Source organism: Pseudomonas sp. TE3895 (assembly GCF_056278855.1).
Genome location: NZ_JBWBQE010000001.1, coordinates 1,652,797 through 1,671,257, shown reverse-complemented (window position 1 = coordinate 1,671,257; position 18,461 = coordinate 1,652,797). Strand labels below are relative to the sequence as shown.

Below are 18,461 nucleotides of genomic sequence, written 5' to 3'. Positions count from 1 at the left end.
CCGAGCGTATGTAGGAGCGGGCTATCAATGAGCCCAAGGCAGGATCGGAATGGCAGTCACCGCATTCTGCGGGCTGCCTTCGATCATGCGGTCGCTGTACACCAGGTACACCAGCGTGTTGCGCTTCTTGTCGAGAAAACGCACCACCTGCATGGTCTTGAACACCAGCGAGGTGCGCTCCTTGAACACTTCCTCGCCATCTTTGAGCTCACCCTTGAAGTTGATCGGCCCGACCTGACGACAGGCAATCGATGCCTCCGCCCGGTCCTCGGCCAGCCCCAAGCCCCCCTTCACTCCGCCAGTCTTGGCACGTGACAGGTAGCACGTCACGCCCTCAACCTTAGGGTCATCGAACGCCTCGACCACAATGCGATCGTTCGGCCCGAGGAACTTGAACACGGTGGACACCTGGCCGACCTCTTCGGCGCCAGCCAACATCGGCAGCACGCACGCTGCCACCGCGATTACGCTCTTCAGCAGGCTCATACCAGCACCAGGTTGTCGCGGTGTACAAGTTCCGGCTCGGCGCTATAGCCAAGGATCGACTCGATGGCTTCGGACGACTGACCAATGATCTTCTGCGCCTCCAGGGCGCTGTAGTTGGCCAGGCCGCGAGCCACTTCAACACCGTCCGGGCCGACGCACACCACCATTTCGCCACGACGGAAGCTGCCCTGCACTGTCTTCACGCCAACCGGCAGCAAGCTCTTGTTGGCCTGACGCAGCGCTTGCACGGCACCGGCATCCAGCACCAGGGTGCCACGGGTTTGCAGGTGACCGGCCAACCACTGCTTGCGCGCCGCGAGCATGCCGCGCTCGGGCGACAGCAAGGTGCCCAGGCGCTCGCCCGCCTTCAGGCGGTCCAGCACGCGCTCGATGCGGCCACCGATAATGATGGTGTGGGCACCGGAACGGGCAGCCAGGCGCGCCGCACGCAGCTTGGTCTGCATGCCGCCACGGCCCAGGGCACCACCGGTACCACCGGCCACGGCATCCAGCGAGGGGTCGTCGGCACGGGCTTCGTAGATCAACTGCGCTTCGGGGTTGTTGCGCGGGTCGGCATCGAACATACCATCGCGGTCGGTGAGGATCACCAGCAGGTCGGCCTCGACCAGGTTGGCCACCAGCGCCGCCAGGGTGTCGTTGTCGCCGAAGCGGATCTCGTCGGTGACCACGGTGTCGTTTTCGTTGATCACCGGCACCACGCCCAGATCGACCAAGGTGCGCAGGGTGCTGCGGGCATTCAGGTAACGCTTGCGGTCGGACAGGTCGTCATGGGTCAGCAGGATCTGCGCGGTGTGCTTCCCGTGCTCCCCGAAGCTCGACTCCCAGGCCTGCACCAGGCGCATCTGGCCGAGCGAGGCAGCCGCCTGCAGCTCGTTCATCGCACTCGGTCGCTTGGTCCAGCCCAGCTGGCTCATGCCGGCAGCCACGGCCCCGGAGGAGACCAGTACCAACTCCACGCCTGCCTCACGCAGCGCGACCATCTGCTCGACCCAAACGGCCATTGCACCGCGGTCGAGGCCCTTGCCATCGGCGGTCAGCAGAGCACTGCCAATCTTAACGACCCAGCGCTTGGCGCCCGTCACCTTGCTTCGCATCTTCTTCCAACCTATGTCGAATCTGTAGATACCGTGGATACAAAAACGCCGCTCCAGAGAGCGGCGTTTAGTGTACTGCAACCGATCAGTCGCGCACGTAAATGATTTCCGGACCGTCTTCGTCGTCCTCGAAATCATCGTCCCAACCGTCATCGTCGCCGATGTCGTGCACGCTCTTGACGCCGGTACGGCGCAGGGTACGAGCGTCGTCCAGGGCCTGCAGCTGGGCACGGGCTTCGTCTTCGATGCGCTGGTCAAGGTCAGCCAGCTCTTCGGCGTAGGCCGGGTCGTTGGCCAGGCGGTCGGCGCGGTCTTCGAGGTAGCGCATCAGGTCGTGGCTGAGCTTGTCGGTGCCCTGCTTGGAAATAGCCGAGATCACGTAGACCGGGCCTTCCCACTCCAGACGGTCGATCACTTCCTGCACACGCTCGTCGCGCTCGTCGTCCATGACCATATCGGCCTTGTTCAGCACCAGCCAGCGCTCACGCTCGGCCAGCGACGGGCTGAAGCGGGTCAGCTCGTTGACGATGACTTCGGCGGCATCGGCCGGGCTGCTTTCGTCCAGCGGCGCGATGTCCACCAGGTGCAGCAGCACGCGCGTACGCGCCAGGTGCTTGAGGAAGCGGATACCCAGGCCGGCACCTTCGGAAGCGCCTTCGATCAGGCCGGGGATGTCGGCGATGACGAAGCTCTTCCAGCGGTCGACGCTGACCACGCCCAGGTTTGGCACCAGGGTAGTGAACGGGTAGTCGGCGACTTTCGGCTTGGCGGCCGAGACCGAACGGATGAAGGTACTCTTGCCAGCGTTCGGCAAGCCCAGCAGGCCGACGTCGGCCAACACCTTCATTTCCATCTTCAGGTCACGCTGCTCACCCGGTTTGCCTGGGGTGGTCTGGCGCGGTGCACGGTTGGTGCTCGACTTGAAACGGGTGTTGCCCAGCCCGTGCCAGCCACCTTGCGCGACCATCAGCTTCTGGCCGGGGGTGACCAGGTCACCGATCACTTCCTGTGTGGAAGCATCGATCACGGTGGTGCCGACCGGCACGCGCAGGAACAGGTCTTCACCCTTCTTGCCGGTGCAGTCGGTGCTACCGCCGTTGGAGCCACGCTGGGCTTCATGGTGACGGGTGTAGCGGTAGTCGACCAGGGTGTTCAGGTTTTCGTCGGCAATCATGTACACCGAGCCACCGTCACCGCCGTCACCGCCGTTAGGGCCGCCGTTCTCGATGAACTTCTCGCGACGGAAGCTCATGCAACCGTTGCCACCGTCACCGGCCTTGACCCGAATGGATACTTCGTCAACAAACTTCATTAAAACCGCCTCTCGTCGGTAGACGAGCTGAATGACTCAAAAACATGAGGCTCTTGCAAAAATGAGCGCGGCGGCCCCGTACGACCGTAGAAACCAACGCCGGCAACCCAGACAAACAGCTTTGCAAGAGGCTCACCACAAACGAAAAAGCCCCGTCGCATGACGGGGCTTCTGGAGCGACGTCGCGATTAAGCGGCGACGATGCTCACGTAACGGCGCATGAACTCGCCTTTCTTCTCGAACTTGATCACGCCTTCGATCTTGGCGAACAAGGTGTGGTCCTTGCCCATGCCAACGCCGTAGCCAGCGTGGAATTCGGTACCGCGCTGACGGACGATGATGTTGCCTGGCTTGATAACCTGGCCGCCATACATCTTCACGCCAAGGCGTTTAGATTCTGAGTCGCGACCGTTACGAGTACTACCACCAGCCTTCTTGTGAGCCATGGTTCAATTCTCCAAATAAATTCAGGGGATCTAGGGGATTAAGCCTGGATGCCGGTGATTTTGATCTCGGTGAACCACTGGCGGTGGCCCATACGCTTCATGTGGTGCTTACGACGACGGAACTTGATGATGCGAACCTTGTCGTGGCGGCCTTGCGAAACGACTTCGGCCACTACTTTAGCGCCAGCAACAACTGGAGCACCGATGGTGACTTCTTCACCGTTGGCGACCAGCAGAACGCGATCGAAGGTCACGGATTCGCCAGTGGCGACTTCCAGTTTTTCGATCTTGAGGAATTCACCTTCAGCGACTTTGTACTGCTTGCCGCCGGTAACGATTACTGCGTAAGACATGGTATTTCTCCGATAATCCTGCTCACCCCAGCGCTTTATATGATGAGTATTGGCTGGCATGGCTGCACAGGGCTGGAACGGCCCGGCGCAATTGCGTAAGGCAGGTGCTGCCCAGGAAGTTAGGGTGCGCGATTGTACGCAACCGCGGTTTTGCTTGCAAGTGCCGCCCCCGGCCTGCGGGCACCGCGCCTTGACACACCGGGACCTGCGACCTAGCATGCCGCGCAACCTCACTGGAGCAGCCGATGCAACCCCAAACCTTCTACCGCGCGGTGGCTGATGATTTCAGCGCCGTCGACGAGATCATCAAGAAGCAGCTGACCTCGCGCGTGCCGCTGGTATCGAAGATCGGCGACTATATCACGTCCGCCGGTGGCAAGCGCCTGCGTCCCCTGCTGGTACTGCTGTGTGGCAAGGCCCTGGGCCGCGAAGGCGACGACCTGCGCCTGCTGGCCGCCACCATCGAGTTCCTGCACACCGCCACCCTGCTGCACGACGACGTGGTCGACATGTCCGGCATGCGCCGTGGCCGCTCTACTGCCAATGCCCTGTGGGGCAACGCGCCGAGCGTGCTGGTGGGCGACTTCCTTTATTCGCGCTCGTTCGAAATGATGGTCGAACTGGGCTCGATGCCGGTCATGCAGATTCTGTCCAAGGCCACCCGGGTGATTGCCGAAGGTGAAGTGCTGCAACTGTCGCGCGTACGCGACGCCAGCACCACCGAGGAAGTCTACATGGAGGTCATTCGCGGCAAGACGGCGATGCTGTTCGAAGCGTCTACCCACAGTGCTGCGGCACTGGCCCAGGCCACCGACGAGCAGCGCGAAGCCCTGCGTACCTTTGGCGACCATCTGGGCGTGGCCTTCCAACTGGTCGACGACCTGCTGGACTACAAGGGTGACTCGCAGACCCTGGGCAAGAACGTCGGTGACGACCTGGCAGAGGGCAAACCTACCCTGCCACTGATCTACACCATGCGCGAAGGCACTGCCGAACAGGCGGCACTGGTACGCCAGGCGATCCAGAAGGGTGGCCTGGAAGATCTGGAACAGATTCGCGTCGCGGTCGAAGAGTCGGGCGCGCTGCAGTACACCGCCGAGCTGGCGCGCGATTACGTGAAACGCGCCATCGCCTGCCTCGAAGTGCTGCCTGCCAGTGAATACCGGGATGCGCTGGTTGAACTGAGCGAGTTTGCGGTCGCGCGTACGCACTGACAGACCGAGTCGCCTTCATTCGCGGGCAAGCCCGCTCCTACACCATTTGTGGGAGCCGGCTTGCCCGCGATGCTTTTTGTCCGGACATAATCACTTCCGGGAAATTACCTTTTACAATGTGGGCTTTTAACCGCCCGTCTGTTTGTTTGAGGAACCGAAGTGAGCACTCTGCCACCCTGCCCAAAATGCAACTCCGAATACACCTATGAGGATGGCACTCAGCTGATCTGCCCTGAATGCGCCCATGAGTGGTCGGCCAGCGGCGATGCCGAGGCGGCCAGCGACGATGTGGTGAAGAAAGATTCGGTCGGCAACATCCTGCAAGACGGTGACACCGTCACCGTGATCAAGGACCTCAAGGTCAAGGGTTCGTCCCTGGTGGTCAAGGTTGGCACCAAGGTCAAGAACATCCGCCTGTGCGACGGCGACCACGACATCGACTGCAAAATCGACGGCATCGGCGCCATGAAGCTGAAGTCCGAGTTCGTCCGCAAAGTTTGATCAGGCAAAAAAACGCCAATTGGCGCTTGCTATTCTGGTAATAAGAATTATTCTCATTGGAATTGATGTCCAAGGAGAATAGCCATGACTTACCTGATCGACGCCTGGCTGGAACGCCCTCACCCCTACCTGCGCATTCTTCATCGGGAAACCGGCGAAGTGTGCGCGGTGCTTGAAGAAGAAGCCCTCGACGAACTGCGTGACCAGGGTGACCTGGACATGAGCGGGCTGAATTCGAGTGAGCCGGGGGTGCTCAAGGAACTGGTACGGAATCTGTTTCTGTTCTGCTATGCGCGGGCGTTGCGCCCTGGGGGGACAGACTGGAATTGAGGCCGGCAGGGCCGGCCTCTAGGGCATTACAGAACGTCGAGCAACTCGACGTCGAACACCAGTACGCTGTGCGGCGGGATGCTGCCAACGCCTTGGGCGCCGTAAGCCAGCTCGCTTGGCACGTACAGGCGCCATTTGCTGCCAGCGTTCATCAGCTGCAGGGCTTCGGTCCAGCCAGCGATCACGCCGCCTACCGGGAATTCAGCCGGCTGGCCACGCTCGTAGGAGCTGTCGAACACGGTGCCGTCGATCAGGGTGCCGTGGTAGTGCGTACGCACGTTGTCTTCGCGGGTCGGCTTGGCGCCTTCGCCAGCGGTCAGCACTTCGAACTGCAGGCCCGAAGCCAGCGTGGTGATGCCTTCACGCTTGGCGTTCTCGACCAGGAACTCCTTGCCAGCAGCAGCGGCGGCTTCGGCCTTGGCTGCAGCTTCGGCTTGCATCACCTCGCGGATGACCTTGAAGCTGGCCGACAGGTCGGCTTCGCTGACGCGGCTGTCGGCACCGTTGAAGGCGTCGGTCAGGCCGGCCAGGATGGCTTCCAGGTTAACGCCTGGTGGCGGGTTGTCGCGCAGCTGGCCGCCCAGCTGACGGCCGATACCGTAGCTGACGCGCGTTTCGTCGGTAGACAGGTTGAGTTCGGACATTGTCGTGCTCCACTGCAGGGCGCAATGCAGCCGCGCCCTTGATAAAAAGGGCGAGCAGCCTAGCACACTGGTGCGCTGCGAGCAGCTACCAGGCCGAACGCTGGGAAATCGGCACCTTCAGGTCTTCTTCCGGGTGCGTACCCATGCCGCACATTTCGTCCTGCACCGACCAGTGCACCAGGTTCATCGAGACCATGGGGATGGTTTGCAGCAACTTGCGCGCATCCTCCACCGAGTGCACGCGCAAGCGTTCACCACGGGTATCGGACAGGGGGTGAGGATGGCCTTTGACCCGGGCCTCGAGCAGGTAGTCACCGCCTTCGATGGCGATCAGGTTCAGTTCGTCGACATGGCCAGCCCTGGCCTCGGTATTGAGCTGATGCAGGTTCATGAGAGCACCTCGCGATGGGAACCACGCATGAGAGCTCATTTTTTGTACAGACCGGCTAAAAGCACAAGCCAGAAACGACACCGCCCGTCCGTTTGGCAACGGCCGGGCGGTGTAAGCAGCAAGCGGACTCAGTGCTTGGTCAGCTTGTCCAGGTAGCCCATGCAGAACGCCGAGACCACGAAGGTCATGTGGATGATCACGTACCACATCAGGTAATCGGTGGAGATGTTCTGCGCATCCATGAACACCCGCAGCAGGTGAATGGACGAAATCGCCACGATCGACGCGGCAACCTTCATCTTCAGCGACGAGGAGTCCATCTTGCCCAGCCAGTTGAGCTTTTCCTTGCTTTCATCGATGTCCAGCTGCGAGACGAAGTTCTCGTAACCGGAAATCATCACCATCACCAGCAGGCCACCGACCAGCGACATGTCGATCAGCGACAGGATCACCAGGATCAGGTCGGCTTCGCTGAGGGCAAAGACGTTGGGCAGGACGTGGACCACTTCCTGGAAGAATTTCAGCGCCAGGGCCAGCAGGCCGAGGGACAAGCCGAAGTAGATCGGTGCGAGCAGCCAGCGCGAGGCATACATCGCGTTTTCGAGGATACGTTCCATGAAGTTCAGGACTCATCAGGTGACTAAAAAAGCGACGGCGAGTATAGCCAGCCACCTGTTACAGCAAAAGCCCGGGGGCTGCTCCGCAGCCTGATCGCGACACAAGGCCACACTCCCACAGCAAGCCGATGCTGTACCTGTGGGAGCGGCCTTGTGTCGCGATGGGCCGCAAAGCGGCCCCGGCATTCTTTAGGTCTCTGGATGAAACTGGTAATCCCCCAGGTTGCGACACCGCTCACCATTGATCCGCCGCAACTGCGCCTGCAAATGCAGACACCAGATCTGCGGGTCCTCGGCCACTTGGTACCCATGCAGGGTCAGGCTGTCGACGATGGCATTAAGCACCGATTCGGCCACCAGTGGCCCATGAAACGGGCCCTGCGCCTTGATCGCGGAGGGTTGTTCACCGGCCATGCCGGCGGCGAACAGCAACGTCCACATGCCGTTGTCACCGGCCAGCGGGCGGATGCTGCATTCGATACGGGTCACCAGGCCCAGGCACTGGCGTGTGAGGCTGAGGTTGCGCATGGCCGCGTCCCCTCCAATGAGCCTTGTTCAGCCCGAAACCCTCAGGCTGTTTCCATCCTGAACGCTGTACCGTCCTTAAGTTCCAGCATAGAGGAACCGATCAGAAAGATGGAAAACTGGCGCTGAACGGTAGCATATCGCCGCCAGCGCCAGTTTATTGACTCAGGCCGGTTTGGCCTGGGCAATCACCTCTTCCAGGCGTTCCTTTTCTGCCTTCTCGATGTCTTCCTCGCTGATCATCTCGGCAATTTCACGCAGGCGCTCCACCACTCGGGCATTGACGCTGCCCTCAGTGAACAGCCCCTTGTCGTCGAGTACCCCGGCCTCCTCGCCCACCAGCAGGCTCAGCGCCTCATCAGCCTGGCTGACCGCGTAGACGTGGAACATGCCGTTCTCCACCGCCTGCAACACGCGCTCGTCAAGCATCAGGGTGGCGACGTTGGCACGCGGAATGATCACCCCCTGCTCGCCGGTCAGGCCACGCGCCTCGCAGAGGCGGAAGAAGCCCTCGATCTTCTCGTTCACCCCACCCACCGCCTGCACTTCACCGAACTGGTTGATGGAACCTGTGATGGCGAAGCACTGCTTGAGCGGCGTACGCGACAAGGCCGAGATCAGCGTGCAGGCTTCGCCCAGCGAGGCGCTGTCGCCGTCCACGTAGCCGTAGGACTGCTCCAGGGCGATGCTTGCAGAGATCGCCAGCGGGAACTCCTGGGCATAGCGGCTGCCCAGGTAACCGGTGAGGATCATCACCCCTTTGGAGTGGATCGGCTGGCCAAGGTTGACCTCACGCTCGATATCGACAATACCGCTGCCGCCGGGGTAGACGGTGGCCGAAATACGCGCGGGCATGCCGAACGCCGAGTCACCCACTTCCAGCACGGTCAGCCCGTTGCACTTGCCGATGGCCGCGCCTTCTGTGTCAATCAGGATGATGCCGGCGAGCATGTCGTCCAGCACCCGTTGCGACACACGGCCGGTACGGGTGGCCTTGGCCTTGAGCGCACGCTCGATGTGGCCTGCGTCGGTCATTTCGTCACTGGCCAGCTGGCGAATGAAATCAGCCTCGCTGACCAGCTGGAACAGGTCGCCGATACGCGCCGACAGGCGCGACTGGTTTTCGGCCAGACGAGCACTGTAGGTGGCCAGACGCGCCACCGCGTCACTGGTCAGCGGTGCCATGCCCTCTTCGTTGGTGCGGGTGCGCAACAGCTGGGCGAACTGCTCCAGGTTCTCGTCGACCATCGGCATGTCTTCATCGAAGTCCACCAGCACGCGGAACATCTCCTGGAAGTCCGGGTCGTGGTCCTGCAGTGCGTAGTACAGCTGGCGCGAGCCGATGATCACCAGCTTGACGTTCAGCGGAATCACCTGCGGCTGCAGGCTGACAGTGGCAACACGGCCCAGCTCACCGATCGGCGACTCCATCTTCAGCTTGCGCGACTGCAGCGCACGCTTGAGCGCGTCCCATACGAACGGCTCACCCAGCATTTTCTCGGCTTCCAGAATCAGGAAGCCGCCGTTGGCCCGGTGCAGCGCGCCTGGGCGCAATTGGCGATAGGAGGTATACAGCGCACCTTGGTCGGTGCTGTATTCGATACGGCCAAACAGATTGTCGTAGGTCGGGTGCGGCTCGAACACTACCGGCGCACCACCGTCAGCGTGATGGCCCACCACCAGGCTGGGCGCGTACTGCTCTTCGAGCAGCTTGCGGGCCACGGCGTCGGACTTGCTGTCATCGACCAGTTGCTCGACCAACGTACGCAACAGGTTCAACTGCACCGATTGCAGGTAGGCGCAAACCGCCGCGTTTTCGGCGTACTTTTCCGACAGCGGCGCCAGCAACGGCTGCAGCGCCAGGGTGATGGTTTCTTCGTTGAGCTGGCGCAGCTGGTTGTTCGATTCGCGCTTCCATTGCGGCAGGCTGGCCAGCTCTTCGTTAAGGCGCTCCTCAAGCAGGGCAATGTCCTCGTGGAACTGCTCGCGCACCTCTTCCGGCAATTGGGCAAATTCAGCTTCATCCAGCGCCTTGCCATCCGCCATCGGCGTGAAGGCGACGTTGCTGGCATCGCGGTACAAGGCCACGTCCTTTTCCAGCGACGCGCGCTCGATCACATCCAGAGCGCGGTCATAACGCTGGTTGAAAGCGCGGTCGATGGCGCCCTTCTTCTGCTGGTAGGACGGGTGTTCGAACACCGCCGGGAACGTCGACAGCAGGTTGTCGATCAATCCGCCCATGTCGCTGATGAACTCGGCGGCGCTTCCGGACGGCAGCTCCAGTGCGCGTGGTTCACGGGTGTCGTCGAAGTGGTTGACGTAGACCCAGTCGGCCGGGGTCTGCTGGCGCTTGCCCTCGGCCTTGAGGTAGCGCTTGACGAACGAGAAGCGCCCGGTGCCGGGCTCGCCCATCACATACACATTGTAACCAGGACGCGGCATGGCCACGCCAAACTGCAGGGCCTCGACAGCACGTTCCTGGCCCAGAACTCCGCGAAACGGCTCCAGATCGTCGGTATGGGTAAAAGCAAACTGCTCGGGGGAGAAACGCCGGGTCAGGGCTTCAGGCGCAAGACGCAGGCGCGCAGCGACAGGATCGGGCATTGGGTTTCCTTACTTCGGCGGGCAGATACGCAGCATTCTGGCGCTGCCCGCGCGCGCCTTGCAAGGCTCCACAGGACTTTATGTCGCAGCCGGTGCAGTCTTGTGACAGCAAATTTTTCGCAATCAACAACGCAACCTTTAGATCGTGCCTAAACTCCAAGCTGCGCGGGTGGGTGAAACGCTTTCCCGACCTGGCAACCGAGTTGCCAGAAACCCTGACCCTTGGTTAAGACAAAGAGAACAAATGCTATGAAACGGATTCTTCTGGGTACTCTGTTCACCGTGGTCTCGCTGAACGCCATGGCCGAAGCGCCTGGCGGCCCGAACTGCGGCTGGGGCAACATGCTGTTCGAAGGCCAGCGCGGCACGCCGGCACACTTCCTGGCTTCTACCACCAACGGCACCTCCGGTAACGCCACCTTCGGCATGACCTCCGGCACCAACGGCTGCTCGACCAAGGCTTCGCTGACCTACGGCGGCAAGTCCTGGTTCGCCATGAACGGCATGATGAACGAGCTTTCCGAAGACATGGCCATGGGCCAGGGCGAAGCACTGACCACCTATGCCGTCGTTCTCGGCGTAGCACCGGAGGACCGCAGCTACTTCAACTCGGTCACCCACCAGCACTTCAACCAGATCTTCAGCAGCGCCGACGTCACTGCCGAAACTGTCCACAGCAACACCCTGGCCGTTCTGAAGAGCGACCCCCGCCTGGCCAAATACGCTACCGAGGCCTAAGCACAGCTGCTCCCGCCCCACCCGGGGCGGGTTTCGCCTTTTTCGGCATCGTCAAGAAGTAGTTGCCCGATATGCTCAAACGCCTCGCTGCCCTGGCGCTGTGTGCCTGCGCCCCTGTTCATGCCGCCCCCCTGCTGGATCCAGGCCGTCTCCAGCAATTGGCCAATACCCCTTACTGGCTCGCCATTGGACATTACGAAACCGCCAAGCTCGGCGGCTGGCGCAGCTATGTGGACGATGATGCGTTCTTCCTCGCCGAAGATGGCGCGCACCATCCGGACCAGGAACTCAAGGCTACGGTCGCTGCGCTGTATGCCCCGGCCAGCCTCGGTGACAAGCACGCCCAGTGCGTATTCCCCGCGCGCACCCGCTGGCTGCGCGAACAGCTCGACCTGCAAGACTTGCCACAACCGGACTGCCAGGAATTCAAGACCTGGTACCAGTCGATCGACCCGCACAGCGCCGCGTTGATCTTCCCGGCAGCCTATCTGAACAGCCCGTCGTCGATGTTCGGGCACACCCTGCTGCGCATCGACCAGTCCAACACCCGCAGCGACGACACCACGCTGCTGAGCTACGCCATCAACTTCGGTGCCTATATCGAAGGCAGCGACAACAGCATCCTGTACGCCTGGAAAGGCCTGATGGGTGGCTACCCGGGGCTGTTCGCGCTGATGCCCTACCAGGAAAAACTGTCCGAATACCGCAGCCTGGAAAACCGCGACCTGTGGGAATACCAGCTGGACCTGACCCCCGAAGAAACCGGACGTATGGTCGAGCATGTGTGGGAGCTGAAGCAGATCCAGTTCGACTACTTCTTCTTCGACGAAAACTGCTCGTATCGCCTGCTGGAGCTGCTGCAAGTGGCCCGGCCGAGCCTGGACCTGACGTCTCAGTTCCCGCTGACCGCCATTCCCACCGACACGGTGAAAGCCGTGAAGCAGTCCGGCCTGGTCGCCAGCGAAACCTACCGCCCCTCTCGCGAACGTGAATTGCTGGCCAGGGCAGAGCCACTCGACCACAACGAAAAGCGCCAGGTGCTGGCTGTAAGCGCCGACACTGCGCAATTGCAAAGCCCAGAATTCCAGGCCCTGCCTCGCGAACGCCAAGCGTTGGTGCAAGATGCCGCGTATCGCCTTGAGCGGTATCGGGCCAACGGCCAGGAACGCGACCCAGGGCAGGCCAAACGCAGCTTCGAGTTGCTGCGCGCGATCAACAGCAACCCGCCGCCGCCCCTGCAGATCGAGCGCCCCGGCCTGCCCGAAGATGGCCATGACTCGCGCACCTGGCAACTGGGCGTGGGCACCCGTGAAGACCGCGCCTACGCCGAATATGGCTTGCGCATGGCCTACCACGACCTGAATGACAACGCCTATGGCTTCCCGCTGGGTGCACAGATCGAAATCCTGCAATTGAAGCTGCGCCAGTACGAAGGCAACGATTGGCAGGTGCAGCGCCTGGACCTGGCCACCATCCGTTCATTGACACCCCGTAACGAGCTGCTCAAGCCTTGGTCATGGCAAGTGGCTGGCGGGCTGGAGCGGGTGCCGGGCAAGCATGATGACGAAGTGCTGGTGAGCCATGTGAATGGCGGCGCTGGCGGCACCTGGCAGCTGGCCGACGGTTTGCTGGGGTTTGCCTTGGGCACGGTGCGGGTCGAGCATCACAACGACTTCGCTCAGTTCATTGCCCCGGCAGCTGGCTTCAATGGCGGGCTGCTGTGGCGCAACGGGCTGGGCAACATGACGCTGGAGGCCAAGGGCGATTACTTCACCAACGGCGAAGTGCGGCGCAGTGTAAGCCTGAACCAGCAGTGGGAAATCAGCCAGAACCTTGGTCTTCGGTTGAGCGCCTCGCGTGAGTTCAGCCACCTGGCCACGGCACAGAACGAGGTGATGCTCGAGCTGAAGTGGTATCACTACTGACGTGAATTGTGGGAGCCATCCGACTCTTTGACACTGTTTTGACACCTACCCGACAAACCGCCACCTAGACTTCCCATCATCAACTGGAGGGCTTTGTGGCTATGTCGCGGTACTGGTTCGGCGTGTGCATTGCGGTGTTGCTGTCAGGTTGCGAAACCACCCACGAGCAGATGGTCAACCACGGTTACCCGCCCGCCTATGCGGATGGCTTCCAGGACGGCTGCAGCAGTGGCCGCCAGGCGGCCGGGCTGATGGTGGGCAACTTTCGCAAAAACGTACCGCGCTACCTGCACGAGCGTCAGTACGAAACCGGCTGGGACGATGGCTTCCGCCAGTGTCACGCCATGCAGAACAGCGAAGAACAGCGCCAATACCACGAGCGCTTCTGGGACCAGCGCGACCGCGAGTGGGAGCAGGAAAAGGACCGCGGCGCTGCCAAGGCCTATCGCCACAATTGAGTCGCAAACGGACATTCCTTTAAACCGGCGGCCTGCCATGATGGTCTCATGCACAAGGAGGCCCTACATGAGCCGAGCATTCGTCAACGAAGACCAAGCCGCCGACCAGGCCGACCAGCCGGTCGAGCGGCGCATCAGCGAACAGCCCAACTATGTGACGGCCAGCGGCCTGCGCCAGCTGCAGACGCGGGTGGCCGAGCTGAATGCCTTGCGCAGCGAACTGCAGACGCAGGGCGAACGGGGTGACAAGCAACGGCTGGCCGATACCGAGCGGGATCTGCGCTACTTCAGCGCGCGGGTGCAAAGCGCCCAGGTGGTACCCGCGGCGACTTCGCATAGCAAGGTACAGATTGGTAGCCGGGTGCGATTTGTCGACGCGCAGGACCAGGAGCAGGTGGTGCAGCTGGTGGGCGAGGATGAGGCGGATGCCGGGCGTGGCTTGATCAACTGGGGTTCGCCATTGGGGCGGGCTTTGCTCGGGGCTGGGCCGGGGGATGAGGTGGTCTGGCGGCGGCCGGTGGGGGAACAGGTGATAGAGGTGGTTGAGATTCTGGGTGAGGGTTGAGGAACCTGGGGCTGCTTTGCAGCCCATCGCGACGCAAGGCCGCTCCCACAGGGCCTTGACTGCCCCCAAGGGGTGGATTGGTTTCCAACTTCTTGGGGGGCAGCCCAGCCTGTGGGAGCGGCCTTGCGTCGCGATGGGCCGCAAAGCGGCCCCCTACGGTCTCAGATCAGACCACGCCCTGAGCCAGCATCGCATCGGCCACTTTCACGAAGCCCGCGATGTTCGCCCCCTTGACGTAGTTGATACGGCCATCAGCCTCTTCACCGTAGTGCACGCATGCATGGTGAATCGACTGCATGATGTTGTGCAGCTTGCTGTCCACTTCACCGGCCGTCCACAGCAGGCGCATGGCGTTCTGCGACATTTCCAGGCCCGACACGGCTACGCCGCCCGCATTGGAGGCCTTGCCCGGGGCGTACAGAATGCCGGCGTCCAGGAAGATATCCACAGCCTCGAGGGTAGTCGGCATGTTGGCGCCTTCGGCCACACAGATACAGCCGTTACGCAGCAAGGTGCGGGCATCTTCGGCGCCCAGCTCGTTCTGCGTGGCGCATGGCAGGGCGATGTCGCACGGCAGGCTCCACGGGGTCTGGCCCTTGCGGAACTCCAGGCCGAATTGCCCGGCCAGCTCGCTGATACGTCCACGCTTGACGTTTTTCAGCTCCATCAAGGCGTCCCACTGGGCGTCGGTCAGCCCGGCTTCTGCATACAAGGTACCTTCAGAGTCAGACAGCGAGATCACCTTGCCGCCCAGGTCCATGACCTTACGCGCAGCATACTGGGCGACGTTGCCCGAACCAGACACCGCCACGCGGCGGCCGTCGATACGCTTGTCCTGACGCTTGAGCATTTCTTCGGCGAAGTAAACGCAGCCATAGCCGGTGGCTTCCGGGCGGATCAGGCTGCCGCCATAGGTCATGCCCTTGCCGGTCAACACCGAGGTGAACTGGTTGGCCAGGCGCTTGTACTGGCCGAACATGAAGCCGATTTCGCGGGCACCCACGCCGATGTCACCGGCCGGTACGTCGCAGTCAGCGCCAATGTGTCGATACAGCTCGCTCATGAACGCCTGGCAGAAGCGCATCACTTCGGCGTCGCTCTTGCCTTTCGGGTCAAAGTCCGAGCCGCCCTTGCCGCCACCCATGGGCAGCGAGGTCAGCGAGTTCTTGAACACCTGTTCGAACGCCAGGAACTTCAGCACGCTGAGGTTCACCGACGGGTGGAAGCGCAGCCCGCCCTTGTACGGGCCAATGGCACTGCTCATCTGAATGCGGTAACCGCGGTTGACCTGCACCTTGCCCTGGTCGTCGACCCAGGAGACGCGGAACAGTACGGCGCGCTCGGGCTCGACCATGCGCTCGAGGATGCCGGACTGCAGGTAGTGGGGGTTGGCTTCAAGGAATGGCCACAGGGTGCGCAGCACCTCTTCCACCGCCTGGTGGAATTCCGGCTGGCCTGGGTCACGCTGCTTTAGGCGTGCAAGGAAATTGTCGACAGATTCGATCATGGTAGACATCTCACCAAGAGGATTGGACTTATTGGTTTTTTTCAGAAATGTACCAAGAAGCAATCGCACCGGAATAGGGCGAAATGTCGTTTTTTTGAAATTATTTGGTGCGTTTTATGTAAGTGTATACAAAATACACCTTCGCCTCGCCCTTTATAGCGGTCCGCCAGGCACAAAAATGGGGCCACTTGGGGCCCCATTCTTGTGCATCAGAAAACCGGCTTACTGGGCCAGTTTCTTGTGCCGTACACGGTGCGGCTGGGCTGCAGCATCACCCAGACGCTTCTTGCGGTCGGCTTCGTACTCGGTGTAGTTACCTTCGAAGAACACCACATTCGAGTCGTCTTCGTACGCCAGGATGTGAGTAGCCACACGGTCCAGGAACCAACGGTCGTGGGAAATCACGATCGCGGCGCCCGGGAAGTCCAGCAGGGCTTCTTCCAGCGAACGCAAGGTTTCGACGTCGAGGTCGTTGGACGGTTCGTCGAGCAGCAGAACGTTACCGCCTTCCTTCAGGGTCAGGGCCAGGTGCAGGCGGCCACGCTCACCACCGGACAGGTCCTTGACGAACTTCTGCTGATCGCCACCTTTGAAGTTGAAGCGGCCAACGTAGGTACGCGAAGGGATCTCGTAGTTGCCGATGCGGATCTGGTCGGAACCGTCGGAGATCTGCTGGAACACGGTCTTGGCGCCGTCCAGGTCCTCGCGGCTCTGGTCCACACAGGCCAACTGCACGGTTTCACCGATCTCGATGCTGCCCGAGTCCGGCTGCTCCTTGCCCATCAACATGCGGAACAGGGTCGACTTACCGGCACCGTTACCACCGATAACGCCCACGATGGCACCTTTGGGCATGGCGAACGACAGGTTGTCGATCAGCACACGGTCACCGTAGCCCTTGGTGACGTTCTTGAACTCGATAACCTTGTCACCCAGGCGCGGGCCGGCCGGGATGTAGATTTCGTTGGTTTCGCTGCGCTTCTGGAATTCCTGCGACTGCATTTCTTCAAAGCGCTGCAGACGGGCCTTGGATTTGGACTGGCGCGCTTTGGCGCCTTTGCGCACCCACTCCAGTTCCTCTTTCATGGCCTTCTCGTGGGCGCTCTGCTGCTTGGATTCCTGCGCCAGACGCTCCGACTTGGCTTCCAGCCAGCCCGAGTAGTTGCCTTCGTACGGGATGCCGGCGCCGCGGTCCAACTCCAGGATCCAGCCGGCGACGTTGTCGAGGAAGTAACGGTCGTGGGTAATGGCTACCACGGTACCCGGGAAGTCGTGCAGGAAGCGCTCCAGCCAGGCCACCGAGTCGGCGTCCAGGTGGTTGGTGGGTTCGTCGAGCAGCAGCATGTCGGGGGCCGACAGCAGCAGGCGGCACAGGGCCACACGGCGTTTCTCACCACCGGACAGGTGTTCGATGCGCGCATCCCAGGCCGGCAGGCGCAGGGCGTCGGCAGCGACGTCCAGCTGGCGCTCCAGGTTGTGGCCATCGGCGGCCTGCAGGATGGCTTCCAGCTTGGCCTGCTCGGCGGCCAGCTTGTCGAAGTCGGCATCCGGCTCGGCGTAGGCCGCGTAGACCTCGTCCAGGCGGGCCTGGGCGTCCTTGATTACGCTGACCGCTTCCTCGACCACTTCACGCACGGTCTTGGTTGGGTCCAGTTGCGGTTCCTGTGGCAGGTAACCCACGTTGATGTCGGGCATCGGACGGGCTTCGCCGTCGAATTCCTTGTCGACGCCCGCCATGATCCGCAGCAGGGTCGATTTACCGGCGCCGTTCAGGCCAAGTACGCCAATCTTGGCGCCTGGGAAGAACGACAGGGAAATGTTCTTGAGAATTTCCCGCTTCGGCGGCACGACCTTGCTCAGCCGATGCATGGTGTAGACGTATTGAGCCAAAACCAAGCCCTCTAATCAGATAGGTAAAGACATCGCCGATCGCCCCGGCACGCGGTGGCCAGTGGGATGTGTTTACGGGGTGTCATTGAACAAAGTCGACCATTCTACGCCAACGCGCGGCGTTGCATAGGAGGGGCCGATAGTGGGGTGTGATCGGGGTGATCCCTGGGGGGAATCTATTGCCTGTACCGGCCTCTTCGCGGCTAAAGCCGCTCCTACAGGGATCTGACTGCCTTCAAGGGCAATGCAGTACCTGTAGGAGCGGCTTTAGCCGCGAAAGGGCCAGCACAGCAGCCGAAGAGGCTCAGACGTGACGCTGTTTGGCCTTGCCCCGCGGCAGGCGGCAACGGTCGCCCTGCTCGGCCAGGCGCGCGGCCCAGGCGGACTTCACGCTGAAGCCGCCGCTGCGGGCAGGTTGCGGCTCGGCCGCCTTGGCCGGTTTGGCCGGTGCAGGCGCAGTACTGACCACCTTGACTGCCGGCTTGGCCGCCGCCACTGCAACAGCCGGCTCTGCTGCCACCTTGGCGGTCTTGCGCAGTTCAGCCAGCGATGGGGCCTTGCTTTTGGCGGCAGCGGCCGCCTCGGGTTTGCCCAGCGAACGCTGGCAAGACTTGCAGGATACGTCCTCGGTCACGGCAGTGCTGACAAGGGTCTGACTGCTGCGCCCGCAGGCGGAATCGAGGCCATTGGAGGAAAAGTGAGTAACCAAAACCGAACATCTCCGATGCGTTGTCATGTATAGCGGGCGCTATTCTCGCACAGGTTACAGGGGCTTGCCGAACCACCGGGCAGCCACCACCGGTCAACATGGCTGGCACTTCGCCATAATCCGAGGCATGC

At 61.7% G+C, this 18,461-nt stretch carries 20 protein-coding genes; 7 read left to right on the top strand and 13 right to left on the bottom strand.

Features of this window, described 5'->3' with window-relative positions; translation table 11 throughout:
• Positions 1–24: 24 nt before the first annotated feature.
• From ACZ889_RS07545 to rplU, 5 genes are all read right to left on the bottom strand, one after another.
• Entirely contained in the window at positions 25–486 is a 462-nt protein-coding gene (locus tag ACZ889_RS07545; RefSeq protein WP_476257280.1) for a CreA family protein, read from the bottom strand.
• Entirely contained in the window at positions 483–1,601 is a 1,119-nt protein-coding gene (gene proB / locus ACZ889_RS07540; RefSeq protein ID WP_003247458.1) for a glutamate 5-kinase, read from the bottom strand. Before proB ends, ACZ889_RS07545 begins: the two co-directional genes overlap by 4 nt.
• A gap of 85 nt (positions 1,602–1,686) precedes the next feature.
• Positions 1,687–2,913: an Obg family GTPase CgtA gene (cgtA, locus tag ACZ889_RS07535; RefSeq protein ID WP_003247460.1), complete on the bottom strand. Its 1,227-nt coding sequence runs from the start codon at positions 2,911–2,913 to the stop codon at positions 1,687–1,689.
• A 188-nt stretch (positions 2,914–3,101) separates the two neighbouring features.
• Positions 3,102–3,359 carry a 50S ribosomal protein L27 gene (gene rpmA / locus ACZ889_RS07530; RefSeq protein WP_003247464.1) on the bottom strand — a complete coding sequence of 86 codons (258 nt, stop codon included), beginning with the start codon at positions 3,357–3,359 and terminating at the stop codon, positions 3,102–3,104.
• Positions 3,360–3,397: 38 nt separating this feature from the next.
• On the bottom strand, positions 3,398–3,712 hold the full coding sequence (rplU, locus tag ACZ889_RS07525; protein ID WP_003247466.1) for a 50S ribosomal protein L21: 315 nt from the start codon (positions 3,710–3,712) through the stop codon (positions 3,398–3,400).
• 245 nt (positions 3,713–3,957) lie between these two features.
• Between rplU and ACZ889_RS07520 the strand changes: the two genes are divergently transcribed.
• The 3 genes from ACZ889_RS07520 (at position 3,958) to ACZ889_RS07510 (ending at position 5,757) form a co-directional block, all read left to right on the top strand.
• Complete coding sequence (locus ACZ889_RS07520; protein ID WP_003247469.1) at positions 3,958–4,926, top strand: polyprenyl synthetase family protein; 969 nt, start codon at positions 3,958–3,960, stop codon at positions 4,924–4,926.
• 159 nt (positions 4,927–5,085) lie between these two features.
• Positions 5,086–5,427 (top strand): zinc ribbon domain-containing protein YjdM, encoded by a 342-nt coding sequence (locus ACZ889_RS07515; protein ID WP_010951939.1) that lies wholly within the window; start codon positions 5,086–5,088, stop codon positions 5,425–5,427.
• Between the two features lie 84 nt (positions 5,428–5,511).
• Positions 5,512–5,757 (top strand): PA4570 family protein, encoded by a 246-nt coding sequence (locus ACZ889_RS07510; protein ID WP_010951938.1) that lies wholly within the window; start codon positions 5,512–5,514, stop codon positions 5,755–5,757.
• 26 nt (positions 5,758–5,783) lie between these two features.
• On the opposite strand, the gene ACZ889_RS07505 is transcribed toward ACZ889_RS07510, so the two are convergent.
• The 5 genes from ACZ889_RS07505 to ACZ889_RS07485 all read right to left on the bottom strand — a co-directional run bounded on the left by ACZ889_RS07505 (position 5,784) and on the right by ACZ889_RS07485 (position 10,538).
• Positions 5,784–6,401 carry an FKBP-type peptidyl-prolyl cis-trans isomerase gene (locus ACZ889_RS07505; protein WP_180688866.1) on the bottom strand — a complete coding sequence of 206 codons (618 nt, stop codon included), beginning with the start codon at positions 6,399–6,401 and terminating at the stop codon, positions 5,784–5,786.
• Between the two features lie 85 nt (positions 6,402–6,486).
• Positions 6,487–6,792: a DUF6482 family protein gene (locus ACZ889_RS07500; protein WP_014589631.1), complete on the bottom strand. Its 306-nt coding sequence runs from the start codon at positions 6,790–6,792 to the stop codon at positions 6,487–6,489.
• Positions 6,793–6,920: 128 nt separating this feature from the next.
• A complete protein-coding gene (locus ACZ889_RS07495) occupies positions 6,921–7,409 on the bottom strand; it encodes a TIGR00645 family protein (protein ID WP_003247486.1) in 489 nt (162 codons plus the stop codon).
• A 189-nt stretch (positions 7,410–7,598) separates the two neighbouring features.
• A complete protein-coding gene (locus ACZ889_RS07490; RefSeq protein WP_003247487.1) occupies positions 7,599–7,937 on the bottom strand; it encodes a PA4575 family protein in 339 nt (112 codons plus the stop codon).
• A 162-nt stretch (positions 7,938–8,099) separates the two neighbouring features.
• A complete protein-coding gene (locus ACZ889_RS07485) occupies positions 8,100–10,538 on the bottom strand; it encodes a Lon protease family protein (protein WP_004575710.1) in 2,439 nt (812 codons plus the stop codon).
• A gap of 249 nt (positions 10,539–10,787) precedes the next feature.
• On the opposite strand from ACZ889_RS07485, the gene ACZ889_RS07480 reads away from it, so the two are divergent.
• From ACZ889_RS07480 to ACZ889_RS07465, 4 genes are all read left to right on the top strand, one after another.
• Positions 10,788–11,276 (top strand): DUF3015 domain-containing protein, encoded by a 489-nt coding sequence (locus tag ACZ889_RS07480; RefSeq protein WP_003247492.1) that lies wholly within the window; start codon positions 10,788–10,790, stop codon positions 11,274–11,276.
• A 71-nt stretch (positions 11,277–11,347) separates the two neighbouring features.
• The gene (locus ACZ889_RS07475; protein ID WP_180688868.1) at positions 11,348–13,201 is read left to right on the top strand and encodes an Lnb N-terminal periplasmic domain-containing protein; all 1,854 of its coding nucleotides are present in this window, start codon (positions 11,348–11,350) and stop codon (positions 13,199–13,201) included.
• 101 nt (positions 13,202–13,302) lie between these two features.
• A complete protein-coding gene (locus ACZ889_RS07470) occupies positions 13,303–13,659 on the top strand; it encodes a hypothetical protein (RefSeq protein ID WP_004575712.1) in 357 nt (118 codons plus the stop codon).
• A gap of 67 nt (positions 13,660–13,726) precedes the next feature.
• Complete coding sequence (locus tag ACZ889_RS07465; RefSeq protein ID WP_143999542.1) at positions 13,727–14,224, top strand: GreA/GreB family elongation factor; 498 nt, start codon at positions 13,727–13,729, stop codon at positions 14,222–14,224.
• A gap of 166 nt (positions 14,225–14,390) precedes the next feature.
• On the opposite strand, the gene gdhA is transcribed toward ACZ889_RS07465, so the two are convergent.
• The 3 genes from gdhA to ACZ889_RS07450 form a co-directional block, all read right to left on the bottom strand.
• Positions 14,391–15,731 carry an NADP-specific glutamate dehydrogenase gene (gdhA, locus tag ACZ889_RS07460; RefSeq protein ID WP_003247498.1) on the bottom strand — a complete coding sequence of 447 codons (1,341 nt, stop codon included), beginning with the start codon at positions 15,729–15,731 and terminating at the stop codon, positions 14,391–14,393.
• A 222-nt stretch (positions 15,732–15,953) separates the two neighbouring features.
• Positions 15,954–17,621: an energy-dependent translational throttle protein EttA gene (ettA, locus tag ACZ889_RS07455; RefSeq protein ID WP_003247499.1), complete on the bottom strand. Its 1,668-nt coding sequence runs from the start codon at positions 17,619–17,621 to the stop codon at positions 15,954–15,956.
• 304 nt (positions 17,622–17,925) lie between these two features.
• Positions 17,926–18,330, bottom strand: coding sequence for a hypothetical protein (locus tag ACZ889_RS07450; protein WP_180688869.1), 405 nt, complete (start codon positions 18,328–18,330; stop codon positions 17,926–17,928).
• Positions 18,331–18,461 lie beyond the last annotated feature (131 nt).